The sequence below is a fragment of the Nocardia gamkensis NBRC 108242 genome (genome assembly GCF_001612985.1).
GTDB classification, from domain to species: domain Bacteria; phylum Actinomycetota; class Actinomycetes; order Mycobacteriales; family Mycobacteriaceae; genus Nocardia; species Nocardia gamkensis.
In genome coordinates this window covers 26138-42387 of the sequence record NZ_BDBM01000028.1, presented here as the reverse complement: position 1 = coordinate 42387, position 16250 = coordinate 26138, and the positions used below count along the sequence as shown (strand labels likewise).

General features: G+C 69.8%; 13 protein-coding genes. 5 read left to right on the top strand and 8 right to left on the bottom strand.

The window, feature by feature from the left end; all coding sequences use genetic code 11:
- The first annotated feature begins 83 nt into the window (after positions 1-83).
- From aroC to aroB, 3 genes are read left to right on the top strand one after another with little or no spacing between them, the layout of a single operon-like run.
- Positions 84-1292 (top strand): chorismate synthase, encoded by a 1209-nt coding sequence (aroC, locus tag NG1_RS21740; RefSeq protein WP_062973691.1) that lies wholly within the window; start codon positions 84-86, stop codon positions 1290-1292.
- The gene (locus NG1_RS38460; RefSeq protein ID WP_062973571.1) at positions 1289-2176 is read left to right on the top strand and encodes a shikimate kinase; all 888 of its coding nucleotides are present in this window, start codon (positions 1289-1291) and stop codon (positions 2174-2176) included. The genes aroC and NG1_RS38460 overlap by 4 nt, the downstream gene beginning before the upstream one ends.
- Complete coding sequence (gene aroB / locus NG1_RS21730; protein ID WP_062973568.1) at positions 2173-3294, top strand: 3-dehydroquinate synthase; 1122 nt, start codon at positions 2173-2175, stop codon at positions 3292-3294. The genes NG1_RS38460 and aroB overlap by 4 nt, the downstream gene beginning before the upstream one ends.
- Positions 3295-3378: 84 nt before the next feature.
- Here the strand turns inward: aroB and NG1_RS21725 are convergent, their stop codons facing one another.
- The 7 genes from NG1_RS21725 to NG1_RS21695 form a co-directional block, all read right to left on the bottom strand.
- Entirely contained in the window at positions 3379-3660 is a 282-nt protein-coding gene (locus tag NG1_RS21725) for a hypothetical protein (protein ID WP_245659988.1), read from the bottom strand.
- Positions 3661-3830: 170 nt separating this feature from the next.
- On the bottom strand, positions 3831-4277 hold the full coding sequence (locus NG1_RS21720) for a B-4DMT family transporter (RefSeq protein ID WP_084499101.1): 447 nt from the start codon (positions 4275-4277) through the stop codon (positions 3831-3833).
- 48 nt (positions 4278-4325) lie between these two features.
- Positions 4326-5153, bottom strand: coding sequence for a shikimate dehydrogenase (locus NG1_RS21715; protein ID WP_062973562.1), 828 nt, complete (start codon positions 5151-5153; stop codon positions 4326-4328).
- Positions 5143-6630 (bottom strand): endolytic transglycosylase MltG, encoded by a 1488-nt coding sequence (locus NG1_RS21710; RefSeq protein ID WP_062973560.1) that lies wholly within the window; start codon positions 6628-6630, stop codon positions 5143-5145. The genes NG1_RS21715 and NG1_RS21710 overlap by 11 nt, the downstream gene beginning before the upstream one ends.
- A complete protein-coding gene (gene ruvX / locus NG1_RS21705; RefSeq protein ID WP_062973558.1) occupies positions 6627-7190 on the bottom strand; it encodes a Holliday junction resolvase RuvX in 564 nt (187 codons plus the stop codon). Before ruvX ends, NG1_RS21710 begins: the two co-directional genes overlap by 4 nt.
- A complete protein-coding gene (gene alaS, locus NG1_RS21700; protein ID WP_062973556.1) occupies positions 7190-9859 on the bottom strand; it encodes an alanine--tRNA ligase in 2670 nt (889 codons plus the stop codon). Before alaS ends, ruvX begins: the two co-directional genes overlap by 1 nt.
- A gap of 106 nt (positions 9860-9965) precedes the next feature.
- Entirely contained in the window at positions 9966-11309 is a 1344-nt protein-coding gene (locus NG1_RS21695) for a replication-associated recombination protein A (RefSeq protein WP_157114168.1), read from the bottom strand.
- A gap of 124 nt (positions 11310-11433) precedes the next feature.
- Here NG1_RS21695 and NG1_RS21690 point away from each other — a divergent pair, with 124 nt between their 5' ends.
- The gene (locus tag NG1_RS21690) at positions 11434-13104 is read left to right on the top strand and encodes an alkaline phosphatase D family protein (RefSeq protein WP_062973552.1); all 1671 of its coding nucleotides are present in this window, start codon (positions 11434-11436) and stop codon (positions 13102-13104) included.
- An 804-nt stretch (positions 13105-13908) separates the two neighbouring features.
- Here the strand turns inward: NG1_RS21690 and NG1_RS21685 are convergent.
- Positions 13909-15078, bottom strand: a complete 1170-nt coding sequence (locus tag NG1_RS21685; RefSeq protein WP_040867617.1) for a phosphotransferase family protein — start codon at positions 15076-15078, stop codon at positions 13909-13911.
- Between the two features lie 190 nt (positions 15079-15268).
- Here NG1_RS21685 and NG1_RS21680 point away from each other — a divergent pair, with 190 nt between their 5' ends.
- Positions 15269-16243: a hypothetical protein gene (locus NG1_RS21680; protein WP_062973550.1), complete on the top strand. Its 975-nt coding sequence runs from the start codon at positions 15269-15271 to the stop codon at positions 16241-16243.
- Positions 16244-16250 lie beyond the last annotated feature (7 nt).

The window sequence follows — 16250 nt, the reverse complement described above, 5'->3', positions numbered from 1 at the left end:
GGTATCGCCCCTCCTCCGGCGTGCGCGTCGTCACGGCGGGCCACGTTCCCGAGCACCGGCGTCGACATGGGAAGATGAACGACGTGCTGCGTTGGATAACTGCTGGAGAATCCCATGGTCCCGCTCTCGTCGCCATCCTCGAGGGGATGGTGGCAGGCGTCGAGGTGACGTCGGACGAGATCTCCACGCAGCTCGCGCGCCGCAGGCTGGGCTACGGCCGCGGCGCGCGGATGAAGTTCGAGGCAGACAAGGTCACCGTCGTCGGCGGAGTGCGGCACGGGCGCACGATGGGCGGCCCGGTCGCCATCGAGGTGGCCAACTCCGAGTGGCCGAAGTGGACCACCGTGATGTCCGCCGACCCGGTCGATCCGGCCGAACTCGCCGAGCTGGCCCGCAACGCACCCCTGACCCGCCCCCGGCCCGGGCACGCCGACTACTCCGGCATGCTCAAGTACAACTTCGACGACGCCCGCAACGTGCTCGAGCGCGCCAGTGCCAGGGAGACCGCCGCGCGCGTCGCGGCGGGCACCGTCGCCCGCAACTTCCTGCGCCAGGCGTTCGGCGCGGAGGTCGTCTCGCACGTCGTGTCGATCGGCACGGCGCAGAACACCTCCGGCATCGTGCCGACCGCCGCCGATCTCGCCGCGGTGGACGAGAGCCCGGTGCGGGCGTTCGACAAGGACGCCGAAGCCGCGATGATCGCCGAGATCGAGGCGGCCAAGAAGGACGGCGACACCCTCGGCGGCGTGGTCGAGGTGGTCGTGGAGGGACTTCCGGTCGGCCTCGGCTCGTTCACCAGCGGAGAGAACCGGCTGGACGCGCGGCTCGCGGCCGCCCTCATGGGCATCCAGGCCATCAAGGGCGTCGAGGTCGGTGACGGTTTCGAGACCGCGCGCCGCCGCGGCAGCCAGGCGCACGACGAGATGCGGCCCGGCCCCGACGGCGTGCTGCGCTCCACCAATCGCGCCGGTGGCCTGGAGGGCGGCATGACCAACGGCGAGGCGCTGCGTGTGCGTGCGGCCATGAAGCCGATCTCGACGGTGCCGCGCGCGCTGTCCACCGTGGACATGACCACCGGAGACGAGGCCGTCGCCATCCACCAGCGTTCGGACGTGTGCGCCGTTCCCGCGGCGGGCGTGGTGGCCGAATCCATGGTGGCGCTGGTCGTCGCGCAGGCGGCGCTGGAGAAGTTCGGCGGCGATTCGCTCACCGAGACGGTCGAGAACATCACCAGCTACATCAAGCGCATCAGCACTCGCCCCCACGTGCCCGCGGACAGTCGGTCGCAATGATCGTGCAGACCGATCCGCGCGCCCCGCGCGTGGTGCTGGTCGGACCGCCGGGGGCGGGCAAGTCCACGATCGGCCGCAAGCTCGCCAGGGAACTCGGCGTCGAGCTGTACGACACCGATGCGGGTATCGAGCGGGAGACCGGTCGCACCATCCCGGAGATCTTCGCCGAAGACGGTGAGCCCGAATTCCGCAGGATCGAGGAGCGGGTGGTGCGCCGCGCCGTCCTCGCCGAGCGCGGTGTGGTCTCGCTGGGCGGCGGCGCCGTGCTGTCCGCCGACACCAGGGCCCTTCTGCGCGGCCGCACCGTGGTCTACCTGGAGATCAGTGTGGCCGAGGGTCTTCGGCGCACCGGCGCGAGCACCCAGCGGCCGCTGCTCAACGGCGCCGACCCCGGCGCGAAGTACCGGGAGCTGATGCGCGCCCGCAGGCCGCTCTACCGGGAGGTGGCCACCGTCCGGGTCCGCACCGACGGTCGCAGTCCGGGCCGGGTGGTACGGATGATCATGACCAAGCTCGGGATTGAGCCGGTCGAGCACGCCGAAACGGACCTCCGGCCGCCACCGAGCGGAATTCCGCAGGGCAGCAGCCGATCCCGGTCCCGGCGTCGCGCCAGGGCCAGGGCCGCGGCCCGGCGCACGACCGCCGATCAGGGCGAGAGCACCGCCACCGAAACCGGCGCCACGAAGGAATCGGCGGCGACCACCACCGCTCGATCCCGCCGTACGCGCAGGGGCCGCACGAGCGAACCCGACGCCGCGAGCGGAACGAGCGACAGCGAGACCGCGGCCGGCAACCGATCCAGGCGTGCCCGCGCACGCCGTGCCCGCGCCCGGGCGCGTCAGCAGTCGACAACAGCAACAACAGAATCGGAGCAAGCCACGTGACAGAGCCGAGTCGTCTCGAAGTCCGGACCGCCGACCCGTACCCGGTGATCATCGGTCGCGGCTTGCTCGGCGAACTCGTCGAGTCGGTCAGCGGCGCGACCAAAGGCGTGCGCACCGTGGCCATCTTCCATCAGCCGCCACTCGCCGAGACGGCCGAAGCGGTGCGGAAGGCGCTGGCCGACACCGGCATCGACGCACATCGTGTCGAGATCCCGGACGCCGAGGCGGGCAAGGACCTGGCCGTCGCCGGGTTCTGCTGGGAGGTGCTCGGGCGCATCGGCCTGACCCGCAACGACGTCGTGGTCAGCCTCGGCGGCGGCGCGGCGACCGACCTGGCCGGGTTCGTCGCCGCCACCTGGATGCGCGGGGTGCGCATCGTGCACGTGCCCACCACACTGCTGGCCATGGTCGACGCGGCGGTCGGCGGCAAGACCGGCATCAACACCGAGGCAGGCAAGAACCTGGTCGGCTGCTTCCACGAGCCCGCCGCCGTGCTGGTCGACCTGGCCACGCTGGAGACGGTTCCGCGCAACGAGATCGTGGCGGGCATGGCCGAGATCATCAAGGCCGGTTTCATCGCCGACCCGGTGATCCTCGATCTGGTGGAGCGCGACCCCGAGGCCGCCCTCGACCCCTCCGGCGAGGTGCTGCCGGAGCTGATCCGCCGCGCGATCCAGGTGAAAGCCGACGTCGTCGCCGCCGATCTGAAGGAGTCCAGCCTCCGCGAGATCCTCAACTACGGTCACACCCTCGGGCACGCGATCGAGCGGCGGGAGCGCTACCGGTGGCGGCACGGCGCGGCGGTCTCCGTCGGGCTGGTGTTCGCCGCCGAACTCGGCCGTCTCGCGGGCCGTCTCGACGACGAAACCGCCGACCGTCATCGCGCGATCCTCACCGCCGTCGGGCTGCCGACCAGCTACGACGCCGACGCACTTCCGCAACTGCTGGACGCCATGCAGACCGACAAGAAGACTCGCTCCGGCGTGCTGCGCTTCGTCGTGCTCGATGGTCTCGCCAAGCCGGGCCGACTCGAGGGACCCGACCCCACGTTGCTGGCCGCCGCCTACTCCGCCGTGGCGCGCGAAGGCAAGCCCGACACCGGTGGCATCCTGCTGTAGAGCCATGACACGTCCGGTGCCGGACGACGTGTTCGACCGAACGAGGAACGGCGGACCCTCCAGGAGGGTCCGCCGTTTCTCGTCTCAGTGGGACGGAACCCAGAGGTCGTACCTACCACTGCCGTCGTTTCGCGGAACGCACTCCGCGTGATCGTTCCAGAGCGGCGCGTCCTTCATGCAGCTCGCCAGTGAGACGTTCGACGCCGACGACACGCATTGGAACCCCCACTTGGGTTGCGCCGAGGCGCAGCCATCGGCTTTCGCCGCCGCCTGACCGCCGAACACGAACGCGGACGCGGCGATCGCCATCGCCGCGGTAACCCCGAATCGAATCAGCACAACGCTTCCCCTCCCGTTGAAATGCATTGCACAGCAGCATAACCGGCGGCGTCGGCAGCGAAAAGGGGAGGTACGCACCGGCGCTGCCGGTCGGCTGCATCACCACCTATGGCAATGCGTCAGCAAATGACGCGGACGAGCAACTTCATGCGCGGATCACCCGCCGTCCATCCGATTGCGTCGATGCGCGAGCCGGGTCAGGCGAGGGTGGACTGTTTGCTTGCGGCGCGGTCGGCGAGAGCGCGCCCGATGCCCACGCCGATGAGGGCGAAGATGAAGATCAGCAGGACGATGAACGCCGCGGCCGCGGTGAGTTCGAAGAGCAGGCCGTTGTCTCCCAGGTCGAACTTGGGCAACCAGTCGAGCAGCCAGGCGGCGAGACCGCTGCCGACGCCGGCCACCACCGCGGCCTTCAGCCACAGCAGTGTCAGGTCGGTGCCGCGGTCGGGATCGGGCTGGGCCGCCCTGTCCTTGCGTCCGTCCAGGAAACCCCAGTACAGGGCGGCTGCGACCAGCACGATCAGTGCGAGCGCACGCATCCACGCCCCGTGGGTCGGCCAGTACACCATCGCGAACCCCAGCGCGGCGCGCAGCACGACGACCAGCGCACCGAGCACGATCGCCCGCAACACCCAAGCATTCATGCGCACCACCCTAACCCCGCGTCGCGCTCAACAAAACTAGAACCGGTATCAATTCCGGGGCCGGTGCCCCTCGTCCAGCGCCGCCGCCATCTCCGCGCGCGGCGCGGGCTGCCCGGTGAACAGCTCGACCTGCCCGTAGGCCTGGTTCAGCAGCATCTCCAAACCGCTGACCACCGTGTGCCCGGCCCTCCACACCGCCTCGGCCAGCGGTGTCGGCCATGGGTTGTAGATCGCGTCGAGCACCACCGGAGCCTCGGCCACCGCGGGGGCGACGACCGCGGCCGCCGTGGCGGGAACGGTACTGATCACAGCGCCTGCGGCCGCGCAGATCCCCTCGAGCGGCCCGGCCTCGAATGCGGCCAGCGCGGCAACCATTCCGAGCCGCTCGGCGAGTTCGAGCGCACCGCGCGCCCGGTTCGCGTCCCGCGCGACCACGGTGACCGACTTCGCGCCCAGTTCCGACAGCGCCAGCAGAGCGGGCCGTGCGGTACCGCCCGCGCCCAACACCACGCCTTCGGCCAGTTCTCCGGCCCCGGCGCCGCGCAGCGCACCGAGCACGCCGTCGACGTCGGTGCAGTCGGCCAACCAGCCTGCGCCGGTGCGGACCAAGGTGTTGGCCGATCCGACCAGCACGGCACGCTCGGTGCGCTCGTGCGCGTAGGCCAGTGCCGCTTCCTTGCCGGGCATGGTCACCGAGAGCCCCACCCATTCCGGGCCGAGCCCTTCGACGAACCCGGGCAGTTGCTCGGCCGAGCATTCGATGCGCTCGTAGCTCCAGTCCAGCCCGAGCGCGCGGTATGCGGCCAGGTGCAGCTGGGGCGATCGCGAGTGCGCGATCGGCTTACCGAGCACCGCCGCCTTGCGACTACCGGCCACCGCTGTCCTTGGAACTGTCGAGAATGCCGCTGCGCTGCGCACGTGCGATCAGGCGCAGATGCTCCTGGTAGTCGTCGGTGAACAAGGTGGTGCCCTGCTTGTCGACGGTGACGAAGTACAGCCAGGGCCCCACTTCCGGATTCTCCATCGCACGCAACGCGTTCAACGACGGCGCGGCGATCGGAGTCTTGGGCAGGCCCTGCATCGCGTAGGTGTTCCAGGCGGTTTCCTGAGCGCGGTCGGCGTCGGTGGTCGCCACCTCGGTGCGATCCAGGGTGTAGTTCACCGTCGAGTCGAACTGCAGCATCTGATCGACCCGCAGCCGGTTCACGATCACCCGTGCCACTTTGCCCATGTCCTGTGGTTTCGCCTCACGTTCCACCAGCGAGGCGGCGACCAGCGTCTCATAGGGCGTCAGTTTCGTGTCGGCGCCGGACTGCAGCAATCCGGTGGATTCATAGCTCTTCGCGCTCGCGGACACCAGTTGCCGCAGGATCTGTTCCGGTGTGCCGCTGGGATCGAAATCCCATGTGCCCGCTGCGATCAGGCCCTCCAGCTGTCTCGCCCGGTCCGGGCAGTCCTTGACACCCTGCATCGCCCACGCCGGCACCCCGAGCGAGGCCAGGTCCAGGCTCGCGCCCGCGGCATCGAGCTGTTCGTAGGTCACGCACTTCTGGTTCGCGCCGGTGCCGATGCAGCTGGCCTCGGCGATCTTGCGGTAGATGCCGTCGTACCGCCCGCCGGTGCTCATGTCGTGCTGGTCGTGCAGCAGACGTCCTTCGGAAACGACCAGGTTGCCGACCCTGGAGTCCTTGCCGACCAGCGCGGCGACCGCCTGCGCGGCGGGACTGCGGCTCGCGATCGCGTAGAAGCCCGGCTGCACCGAGTTCATGTTCGAATTCCGCACGGCCGCTTCGATGAACGCGCCGGTGCTGGCGACGACGCCCTTGTCGTGCATGGTCGCCGCGATCTGCGTCGAGGTGTCGCCGTCGTGCACTTGCACGATCACCAAGGGTCCGGGCGGACCCGCGAAGTCCTCCGGCGGGCCGAAACTGGCGACCAGCTTCATGCCCGCGAAGACGACAGCGCCGGCGAATATCAGCGCGAACACGCCGCCGACGATCCATATGGTCCGGCGGCGCCGCTTGCGCTCGGCGGCTTTGCGCGAGGCCACCCGGGATCGCTTGCCACGTCTGCCAGGGCGCTCGGAACGCTCCGGCTGCACGCGCTTCGCGCGGCGCGGCACCTGCTCGCGAGTCGCGCTCGCGCGCTGCCCGCCACGCCGCGGGGCGGGCGGAGCCGGCGTGGGCGGCTCCTCCTCCTCGTCATCGACGTAGCGGGGGATGACGGTCGTATCGTCGTCGTAGTAGTCGTCGCCGTCGTCGTGTTCGCCCCAGGCCCGGTCGTCTCTCCGATACCGCCGATCAGCTTCGCGCTGTCGGAACAGTTCCTCGGCCCGCGCCCACCGATCCGTCATGCATCGTCCCCGGGCGACGCGGGACGTCCCGCTTCCACCGACCTCAACACCGCACTCCGTTCGTCCAACCATCCTTGCAGGATCGACACGGCCGCCGCCTGATCGATCACCTGCCGCTGGCCACGCGCGCGAACTCCACTGTCCCGCAATGCACGTGCAGCTGACACCGTAGTCAAACGTTCGTCGGAAAGCCGGACCGGTACCGGCCCGACGGCAGCCCGCAATCGCTCAGCGAATGCGCTGGCCAGCGTAGCCGCAGTCCCCTTCTCCCCGCGTAATGTTCGCGGCAATCCGACGATTACCTCGACTGCCTCGTACTCCCGCACAATTTCGGCAATTCTTTCGATATCGGGTGCGGGAGCCGAACGCCGTGACGATTTCGCGCGCGGTACGGTCTCCACCGGCGTGGCGAGAATGCCGTCGGGATCGCACGCGGCGACCCCGATCCGGACACTGCCGACGTCGACGCCGATCCGCCTGCCCCGGCCGGGGTCGGTGGCGGGATCCGGCCGGTCGGCGCCGCGCTGCGCCGACCTCTCCGATTCCGCGGGCTCGCCCATCACCCGGCGAGTTCGGCCACCCGCGCGCGGACCGCGGCCAGGCCCGCCGGAATGCCGGACGGATCCGACCCCGCGCCCTGGGCCATCTCCGGCTTACCGCCGCCGCGTCCGGCGATACTCGGGCCGAAGCTGCCGACCAGATCACCCGCCTTGATGCCGAGTTCCTGCGCAGGCTTGTTCACGGCGACCACGAACGGCACCTTGCCGTCGGCGTTGCCGAGCAGCACCACCACGGCGGGCTCGCTGCCGAACCGGCCGCGGATGTCGGTGGCGAGGGTGCGCAGATCTCCCGCGGGCACGCCCTCCGGCGCGGCCACGGCGACCAGCAGCAGGCGGCCGATCCGCTCGGCTTCCTCGACGAATGTGGCCGCCGACGACAGCACGGCCGCCATCTTCGTGCGCTCGAGTTCTTTCTCGGCCACCTTGAGCCGCTCCACGAGCTGCTCGACGCGACCCGGCACCTCTTCGGAGGGCACCTTCAGCGCGGAGGCGACACCGGCCAGCAGCGCGCGCTCCTTGGCCAGGTACTTGTAGGAGTCCAGGCCGACGAACGCTTCGACGCGCCGCACACCGGAGCCGACCGACGACTCGCCGAGCACGGTGATCGGGCCGATCTGCGAGGAATGCTGCACGTGCGTACCGCCGCACAGCTCCATGGAGAACGGGCCGCCGATCTCCACGACGCGGACCTCGTTGCCGTAGTTCTCGCCGAACAGCGCCAGCGCGCCCATCTGCTTGGCCTTCGGCAGATCGGTGAGGAAAGTGTTCACCGGGAAGTCGGCGCCTACCGCGTCGTTGGACACGGCCTCGATGTCGGCCTTCTGCTGCTCGGACAGCTGGCCCTGCCAGTTGAAGTCGAAGCGCAGGTAGCCCGGCTTGTTCAGGGAACCGGCCTGCACGGCGTTCGGGCCGAGCACCTGCCGGAGGGCGGCGTGCACCATGTGCGTGCCGGAATGGCCCTGCGTGGCGCCGCGCCGCCACGCGGGATCGGCCTGGGCGAGCACGATATCGCCCTCGGTGACCTGGCCGTGCTCCACGGTGGTCTTGTGCACCCACAGCTTCTTGGCGATCTTCTGCACGTCGTTGACGCGCAGCTTCAGGCCCGAGGAGGCGGTGATGGAGCCGCGGTCGGCGATCTGGCCGCCGGACTCGGCGTAGAGCGGGCTGCGGTCCAGGATCACCTCGACGTCCTGTCCGGCGGTCGCGGCGGGCACCCGGACGCCGTCGGCGATCAGGGCGAGCACGGTGGCCTCGGAGGTGAGCTCGTCGAAGCCGGTGAACTCGGTGGCGCCCCGGTCGACCAGCTCCTTGTAGATCGTCAGGTCGGCGTGGGCGTGCTTACGGGACTGCGCGTCCTCCTTGGCGCGCTTGCGCTGCTCGGCCATGAGCGAGCGGAAGCCCTCCTCGTCGACCGACAGCCCGGCCTCGGCGGCCATCTCCAGCGTCAGATCGATCGGGAAACCGTAGGTGTCGTGCAGGGTGAACGCGTCCGACCCCGCGATCGTGCTGCCGCCCCCCGCCTTTACCGCGGCGGCGGTGTTGTCGAACAAGGTGGAGCCGGTGTTCAGTGTCTTCAGGAACGCCGTCTCCTCGCCGACGGCGACGGTCTCGATCCGGCGGAAGTCGGTGGCCAGCTCCGGGTAGGACGGGGCCATCAGGTCGCTGACGACCTTCATGAACTCGCTCATCACCGGCTTCTCGGCGCCGAGCAGGCGCGCCGAGCGCACGATGCGGCGCAGCAGGCGGCGCAGCACGTAGCCGCGGCCGTCGTTGCCGGGGTTCACGCCGTCGGCGATGAGCATGGCGGCGGTGCGGGCGTGGTCGGCGATCACGCGGAAGCGGACGTCGTCCTCGTGCTGGACGCCGTAGGAACGTCCGGTCAGCTCCTCGGCCTTGTCGATGATGGGGCGCAGCAGGTCGGTCTCGTAGACGTTGTCCACGCCCTGCAGCAGCAGCGCGATCCGCTCGACGCCCATACCGGTGTCGATGTTCTTCTTCGGCAGCGACCCGACCGGCGGATGCCCCAGCTTCGGGCTCAGCTCACCGCGGACGTCCTGCATGAACACGAGATTCCAGATCTCGAGGTAGCGGTCCTCGTCGGCGACCGGTCCGCCGTCGCGGCCGTGCTCGGGCCCGCGGTCGTAGTAGATCTCCGAGCAGGGTCCACCGGGGCCGGGCACGCCCATGTCCCAATAGTTGTCCTTGCCGTCGCGGAACTGGATGCGCTCCTCGGGCATGCCCGCGACCCGCTTCCAGATCTCGGCGGCCTCCGGGTCGTCCTGGTAGACGGTCACCCAGATCCGCTCGGGGTCGAAGCCGTAACCGCCTTCGTCCTGCGGCTTGGAGATCAGCTCCCAGGCGAGCGTGATCGCCCCCTCCTTGAAATAGTCACCGAAGGAGAAGTTCCCCGCCATCTGGAAGAACGTGTTGTGCCGCGTGGTGACGCCGACCTCTTCGATGTCGCCGGTCCGCACGCATTTCTGCACGCTGGTCGCCCGCGGGTACGGCGGCGCCTCCTGACCCAGGAAGTACGGCTTGAACTGGACCATGCCTGCGTTGACGAACAGCAGGTTCGGGTCGGCCAGGATCAGCGAGGCACTCGGCACCTCGGTATGGCCGGCACGGAGAAAGTGGTCCAGGAAACGCCGTCGAATCTCGTGGGTCTGCACGAATACCCAGCCTACCGGTGCCGCGCACGCGAATTTTCATCGACCGTGCACCCGTCGCGTCCCCGCGATCGCTCAGCGAACCCAGCCCAGCAGCGGTTCTGAGCGGTCAGCCTCGGACGATGCGGCGCAGCTTGTCGACCCGCGGACCGATCTCGCGTTCGTGCCCGTGGTCGGTGGGACGGTAGTAGTCGACGCCGACCAGTTCGTCGGGCGGATACTGCTGGGCGAGCACGCCGTCTTTGTCGTCGTGGGGGTACCGGTAACCCTGCGCGTTGCCGAGTGCCGCCGCACCCGCGTAGTGACCATCACGCAAGTGCGGCGGGACCGGGCCCGCTTTACCCGCCGCGACATCAGCCATGGCCGCTCCGATCGCGGCCACCACGGCGCCGGACTTCGGGGCGGTCGCCAGATGGATCGTGGCCTGCGCGAGCGCGAGGCGGCCCTCGGGCAGGCCGACCAGCTGCACCACCTGCGCGGCGGCGGTCGCCGTCTGCAACGCCATCGGATCGGCCATGCCGATGTCCTCACTGGCGTGGATCATCAGCCTGCGGGCGATGAAGCGCGGATCTTCGCCCGCGCTGAGCATGCGTGCCAGGTAGTGCAAGGCGGCATCGACGTCCGAGCCGCGGATGGACTTGATGAACGCGCTGATCACGTCGTAGTGCTGGTCGCCAGCGCGGTCGTAGCGGACGGCGGCCTTGTCCACGCTGGCCTCGACCAGGTCCACGTCGACGGTGCCGTCGAGCGAGGATTCGGCCGACGCTTCCAGCGCGGTCAGCGCGCGGCGGGCGTCGCCGCCCGCGATCCGGACGATGTGCTCGAGCGCGGCGTCGGTGACGGTGTACTCGCCCGCGAGCCCACGCGGGTCGGCGATCGCGCGGCCGAGCACTTGGCGGATGTCGGCTTCGGTCAGCGACCGCAGTTGCAGCACCAGCGACCGCGACAGCAGCGGCGACACCACCGAGAACGACGGGTTCTCGGTGGTCGCGCCGACCAGCAGGACGATGCGGTTCTCCACCGCGGCCAGCAGCGCGTCCTGCTGGGTCTTGGAGAAACGGTGCACCTCATCGATGAACAGCACGGTCTGCTCGCCCGCCGACAGCCTGCGCCGCGCCATGTCGATGACCGCGCGCACCTCCTTGACGCCGGCCGAGAGGGCCGACAGCGCCTCGAACCGCCGTCCGGTGGCCTGCGAGATGAGCGAGGCGAGGGTGGTCTTGCCCGTTCCGGGCGGCCCGTACAGCAGCACCGAGGCGGCTCCCGATCCCTCGATCAGCCTGCGCAGCGGCGAGCCGGGGCCGAGCAGATGCTGCTGGCCGACCACTTCCTCCAGTGTGGCCGGACGCATGCGCACGGCCAGCGGCGCACCCGCGTCCCTGCGCACCACGGTGTCGATCGAATGCTCCGGGGGCACCGCGGCACCGGGCACGTCGAACAAACCATCGCTCACCAGACGAACGTTACCCAGCCGCACCGACAGCGCGACATGCCGTTCCCCCGGTTCTCATTGCGCGGCGGAGCACTGCGCGGACCGGCGCGGCGGCGAACCGAGTTGCGCGTCGCCGGTACTTCGGATGGGATCGGTACCCGTGCCTGAAAACGCATTCGTTTCAGATCCATCGTCCGCCGCCCGCTTCGCTCGGCGCACCCTGCTGAAGGGCAGCGCGGCCGCCGCCACCGCCACCGCGGTGGCGGGCGCCGGACGCGCGCAAGCCGCGACACCGGCATTCCGGCACGGCGTCGCCTCGGGCGACCCGCTTCCCGACGGCGTCATCCTCTGGACCCGCGTCACCGTCTCCGACGACGCGACGCCCGGTTCGGGCGTGGGCGACCCGGCGACCGTGCGGTGGGAGATCGCCGCGGACGAGCGGTTCCTCTCGATCGCCGCCTCCGGAACCGTGACGGCCGCGGCGGAGTCCGACCACACCGTCAAGGTCGACGTCTCCGGCCTCGCGCCGAACGTCGAGTACTTCTATCGCTTCAGCGCCCTCGGCCAGACCTCCCCCATCGGCCGCACCAAGACCGCGCCCGCCACGACGGACACACCGGACCGCCTTCGATTCGGCGTGGTCTCCTGCTCGAACTGGGAGGCGGGCTGGTTCGGCGCCTACCGTCACCTGGCCGGCCGCACCGATCTGGACGCGATCGTGCACCTGGGCGATTACATCTACGAATACGGTCGCGGCAAATACGGCGGCCGCAACGGCACCGTGCGTGCGCACGAACCGGCGAACGAGATCGTCAGCCTGACCGATTACCGCATCCGCCACGCCCAGTACAAGACCGACCCGGATCTGCTCGGTCTGCACGCCACGCTGCCGTTCATCTGTACCTGGGACGACCACGAATCCGCGGACAACTCCTGGTCCGGCGGCGCGCACAACCACGATCCCGCGACCGAGGGCAGCTGGATCGACCGGCGCGCCGCCTCCGCGCAGGCCTACTTGGAATGGATGCCGGTCCGCGCATCCGGGGCCGGCACCGACGTGCGGATCTACCGCAGGCTGCGCTTCGGCACCTTGGCCGAGCTCAGCATGCTCGATCTGCGCAGCTATCGCGACGAGGAGGCGAAACCGGGAGCGAACTGGCGGGAGGCCGACAACCCGGCGCGCACCATCACCGGTAAGGCGCAGATGGAGTGGCTGACCGCGGGCTTGGCGTCCGCGCCGGTGCGGTGGAAGCTGGTCGGCAACTCGGTGATGATCGCTCCGCTGGTCTTCCCGCCGCTGGAGCCTGCCACCACGGCGGCGATCACCAGTACCTTGGGCGTCCCGGAGTCCGGCCCGGCACTGAACGGCGACCAGTGGGACGGTTACACCGCCGACCGCACCCGCCTCTTCCGCGCCATCCTCGATCAGCAGATCTCCGACGTGCTGTTCCTGACCGGGGACATCCACTCCTCGTGGGCCGCGGATCTCCCGGTGGACGCGGCGAGCTACCCGGCCGGGGCGACGGCGGGCGCCGAGTTCGTGGTGCCGTCGGTGACCTCGTCCAGCATCGGCGACCTGCTGCGGACGAATTCCGCGCCGATCGCGGAATCGCTCGGGGCGATCAACCGTCATCTGCGGTACGTGGAATTGGATTCGCACGGCTACGGCGTGCTGGAGGTCACCGCGGAGCAGGCACAGATGGACTGGTTCTACCTGCTGAACGTCACCGATCCGAATTCCGGTGTGCGCCACGGAGCTTCGTTCGCCGTACGTTCCGGGGGCCGGGTCGAGCCGCGCCCAGGGCCGCTCGGCTGATCGTCGGGCGGTAGCTCACTCTCCGCCCGCGCATCCGCCACCGCATCCACCGCCACCGCTGCTGCTGTTGTCGTCCGACTTGCCATGGGACCGGTTCCGCCATTGATAGGCGCGAACCTCTTTGCTGAGCTGCGCCCCGGCCGCGCGGGCACGCGTCGCCGGGTCGCCTTCGATCCGGCTCCGGCCTCTGTTTCTTCGCAGGAACACGCCGCCGACCGGCGCGGCGACGAGAACGAGCGCAAGCAATACCAGCGGTAGGTGACCCATTCGGCACTCCCTCTCCCCGCGCCCGTGCCCCTGAACCGAGCGCTCCCGACCTCTCATCATGCAGGTCCCGCAGGCCGATTCGCATCCGTACGCGTATTCGGCTCTGCGACGGCCGCAAGCCGTGCAGCGCTATGGGCTTTCCTAGGGCCGATCCATCCCGGTGGCGATCGGCCACCGGGATGGATCGCCTCGGCGCGGTCGCGGGCATCGACGGCGCGGTCGTGGTGGCGGTCGGAACCGCTCGCCGCCCTGGCCGATCTCCTCGCGGCTGCGGGCCGCCACAGTGAGTCCCGCACCGCGGGCAGCAGGTCGCATCACATGGGTGTCACGCGAGCGCACCCAGCGCTGGAATGCGGCAAAGGCACCGGCGAATCTTTCTGCTCATGCCTGCGACGCGGTCAGGAGGTAGGCCCGGGATGCGCTGGACGCTTCCCAGCCCGGTAGAAGACCGCCGGAGCGGCGACAACAGAGCTGACGGCCGAATTCGCACCGCTGAGGTCCAGCACAGCCCACGCCCAATTGCTCGAACGCGGTGCCTTACTCCGACCAGCGCTCTTCCAGCATCGCCGACACGTCCTCGGCGAAATCGCCCACGATGTCGTCCCCCGTGCACCGCGCGTCTTCGGCGAGCGCGGCCCAGCGGTTGATCAGGGCCGCCGAGCGCGGCACCGACAGCCCGTGCTCCCGGGCAGCCGCGATACGCGTGTGGTCGGCGGGCAGGAACCAGTAGGTGGACAGCCACACCCAGATCAGCCGAGCTTCCAAGATGCGTTCGGCCAGCTGGTCGTCGTCGGCCAGCGCGGGCCACACGCCTACGACTTCCGCGCGCCACGCCTCGACCATCTGGTTGGCGCGTTCGCGGGAGAGCTCGAGGTCGCACAGGCACCCCGGGAAGGACACCAGCGCGTAGGCGATGTCCAGGGTGGCGTCGCGGAACCCGCCCCACTCGTAGTCGAGGAAGCGGGCGCCCTCCTCGTTCAAGATCACATTGTCCGGGCAGAGGTCCGACGGGCTGAACGCCCGGAAGCGCCCCGCGGAGTACAGGCGGTTGCCGCGCACGATCCGCTCGGCGATCTCGCCGGGCACCTCGATGCCCAGTTCGCGCTGGAGCATGCCGGGCACCTCGGCGATCGCCGACTCGGCCTGCTGGGCGATGCCGTCCACCCGGTGCACCACGTCCACCCGGCGCAGCAACGCGACGAAGTCCGCCTCGCGCCCGACGGTGGCGGCGTGCATCCGGCCCAGCGCCTGGGCGAAGGCCATGAGGGCATTGCGGGTGGCCGGCTCGGCGCCGGAGCGCAGCACGGCGGTGAGCAGTGAGTTCTCACCGAGGTCGCTGAGGATCAACAGCCGGTCGGGGAGGCTGTGCGCGATCAGGTACGCGCCCGGGCGGTGTTCCCGGCTCAGTGCGGTGGTGAACTGGTAGGACACCGTCTCGCGGAGGAACGCGGAATCGATGCTGGCCACCCCGGGCGCCAGACCACCGGTCCGGCGATCCTGGGCGGCGCCACGGACCTGCTTGATTATCAGGGTTCGCGGCAACGAGAAGGCGTTCTCCGCTACTCGCACACGTAGGACGGTCGTCCTACCACTACCGCTGAGTTCGATCGGATCGCTCAGCTTTACCGGAGCACCCATTCGCTTTGTGAGCAACTGTTGCGCTGCGGACACGACTTCGGCGGCGCGTTCGGCCAATAGTGCGGTCATCGCCTCTCAAAGTACTCGCATGGGGTCACTTCTAGCGAGCGGTTACACAACCTTTCCGCGTCGCCCGGCGTGTCTCCGGCCAGGCCGGAGGGTGGCCGCCGGTCGCTTGACACCTGTGCACCCGTCGGGTTTTCTCATCGTGAACTGCCGTGCGCCACACCGCAAACCAGTTGAGTGGAAAGGTCTACGCATGACCGAAACACCGCCCCCCGCACCCAAACAATCACCTGGTGGCGCTTCCTCCCCGAACGACGAGGAGCGCTTCGCGGCACGGCCGGGGCAGCACGAGAACCCCGATCCGCGAGGCGGCACCCCCGCAACCGGCCAACCCCGCCACGAGATGGCCGGTTCGTCAGCATACCCGCAGTTCGAAGGTCCCGGCGCGGCGCACTACGGCAGCGAACCGGTGCAGCCACCCCCGCCCGTGGGCGCGCCGCACCCCAGCTACGGCCCACAGGGAACCGGCCCGGGCTGGACGCCACCGCCCGGCCCGGCGCCCGCCCAGGAGCCGGTCTACGGCTACCAGCAGGTCACCACGGGACCGGGCACGCTGGACGTGGGCCAGGCGCTCAGCTACGGCTGGGCCCGTTTCCGGGCCAATCCGGGCCCGTGGGTCGGGGTGACCGCGGTGGGCCTGGTCATATATCTGGCGTTCGTGCTCGTCGTCCAGCTCACCGACCCGACGACGATGCTGCCGCTGCTGCTCGTCTTCCTGGCGGTCATGGCCGGTATATGGCTGCTGCAGGCGGCGATGGTGCGCGGCGCCCTGTACGAAACCGACGGCACCCCGCCACCTTTCGGCGCCTACTTCCGATTCGTGAACGCGGGCAATGTGCTGCTCACCGCGCTGCTGGCGTTCACGCTGACCTTCCTCGGCTCGGCGATCTGCCTGATCCCCGGGCTGATCGCCGGCTGGCTGTGCATGTTCTCGCTGCATTTCGTCGTCGATCAGGACCAGGGTCCGTTCGAGGCGCTGAAGTCCAGCTTCACCCTGGTGGTCGCCAACGCCGGGCAGATGCTGCTGCTCGCGCTGGCGGTGCTGGTGGTCACCTTCCTGGGGCTACTGCTGTGTGGTTTCGGCCTGCTGATCGCGGGCCCGGTCGCCGTCATCGCCGTGACCTACGCCTACCGCGCCCTCACCGGCGGTCCCGTCGCCGCGCTGTGAAACCCGC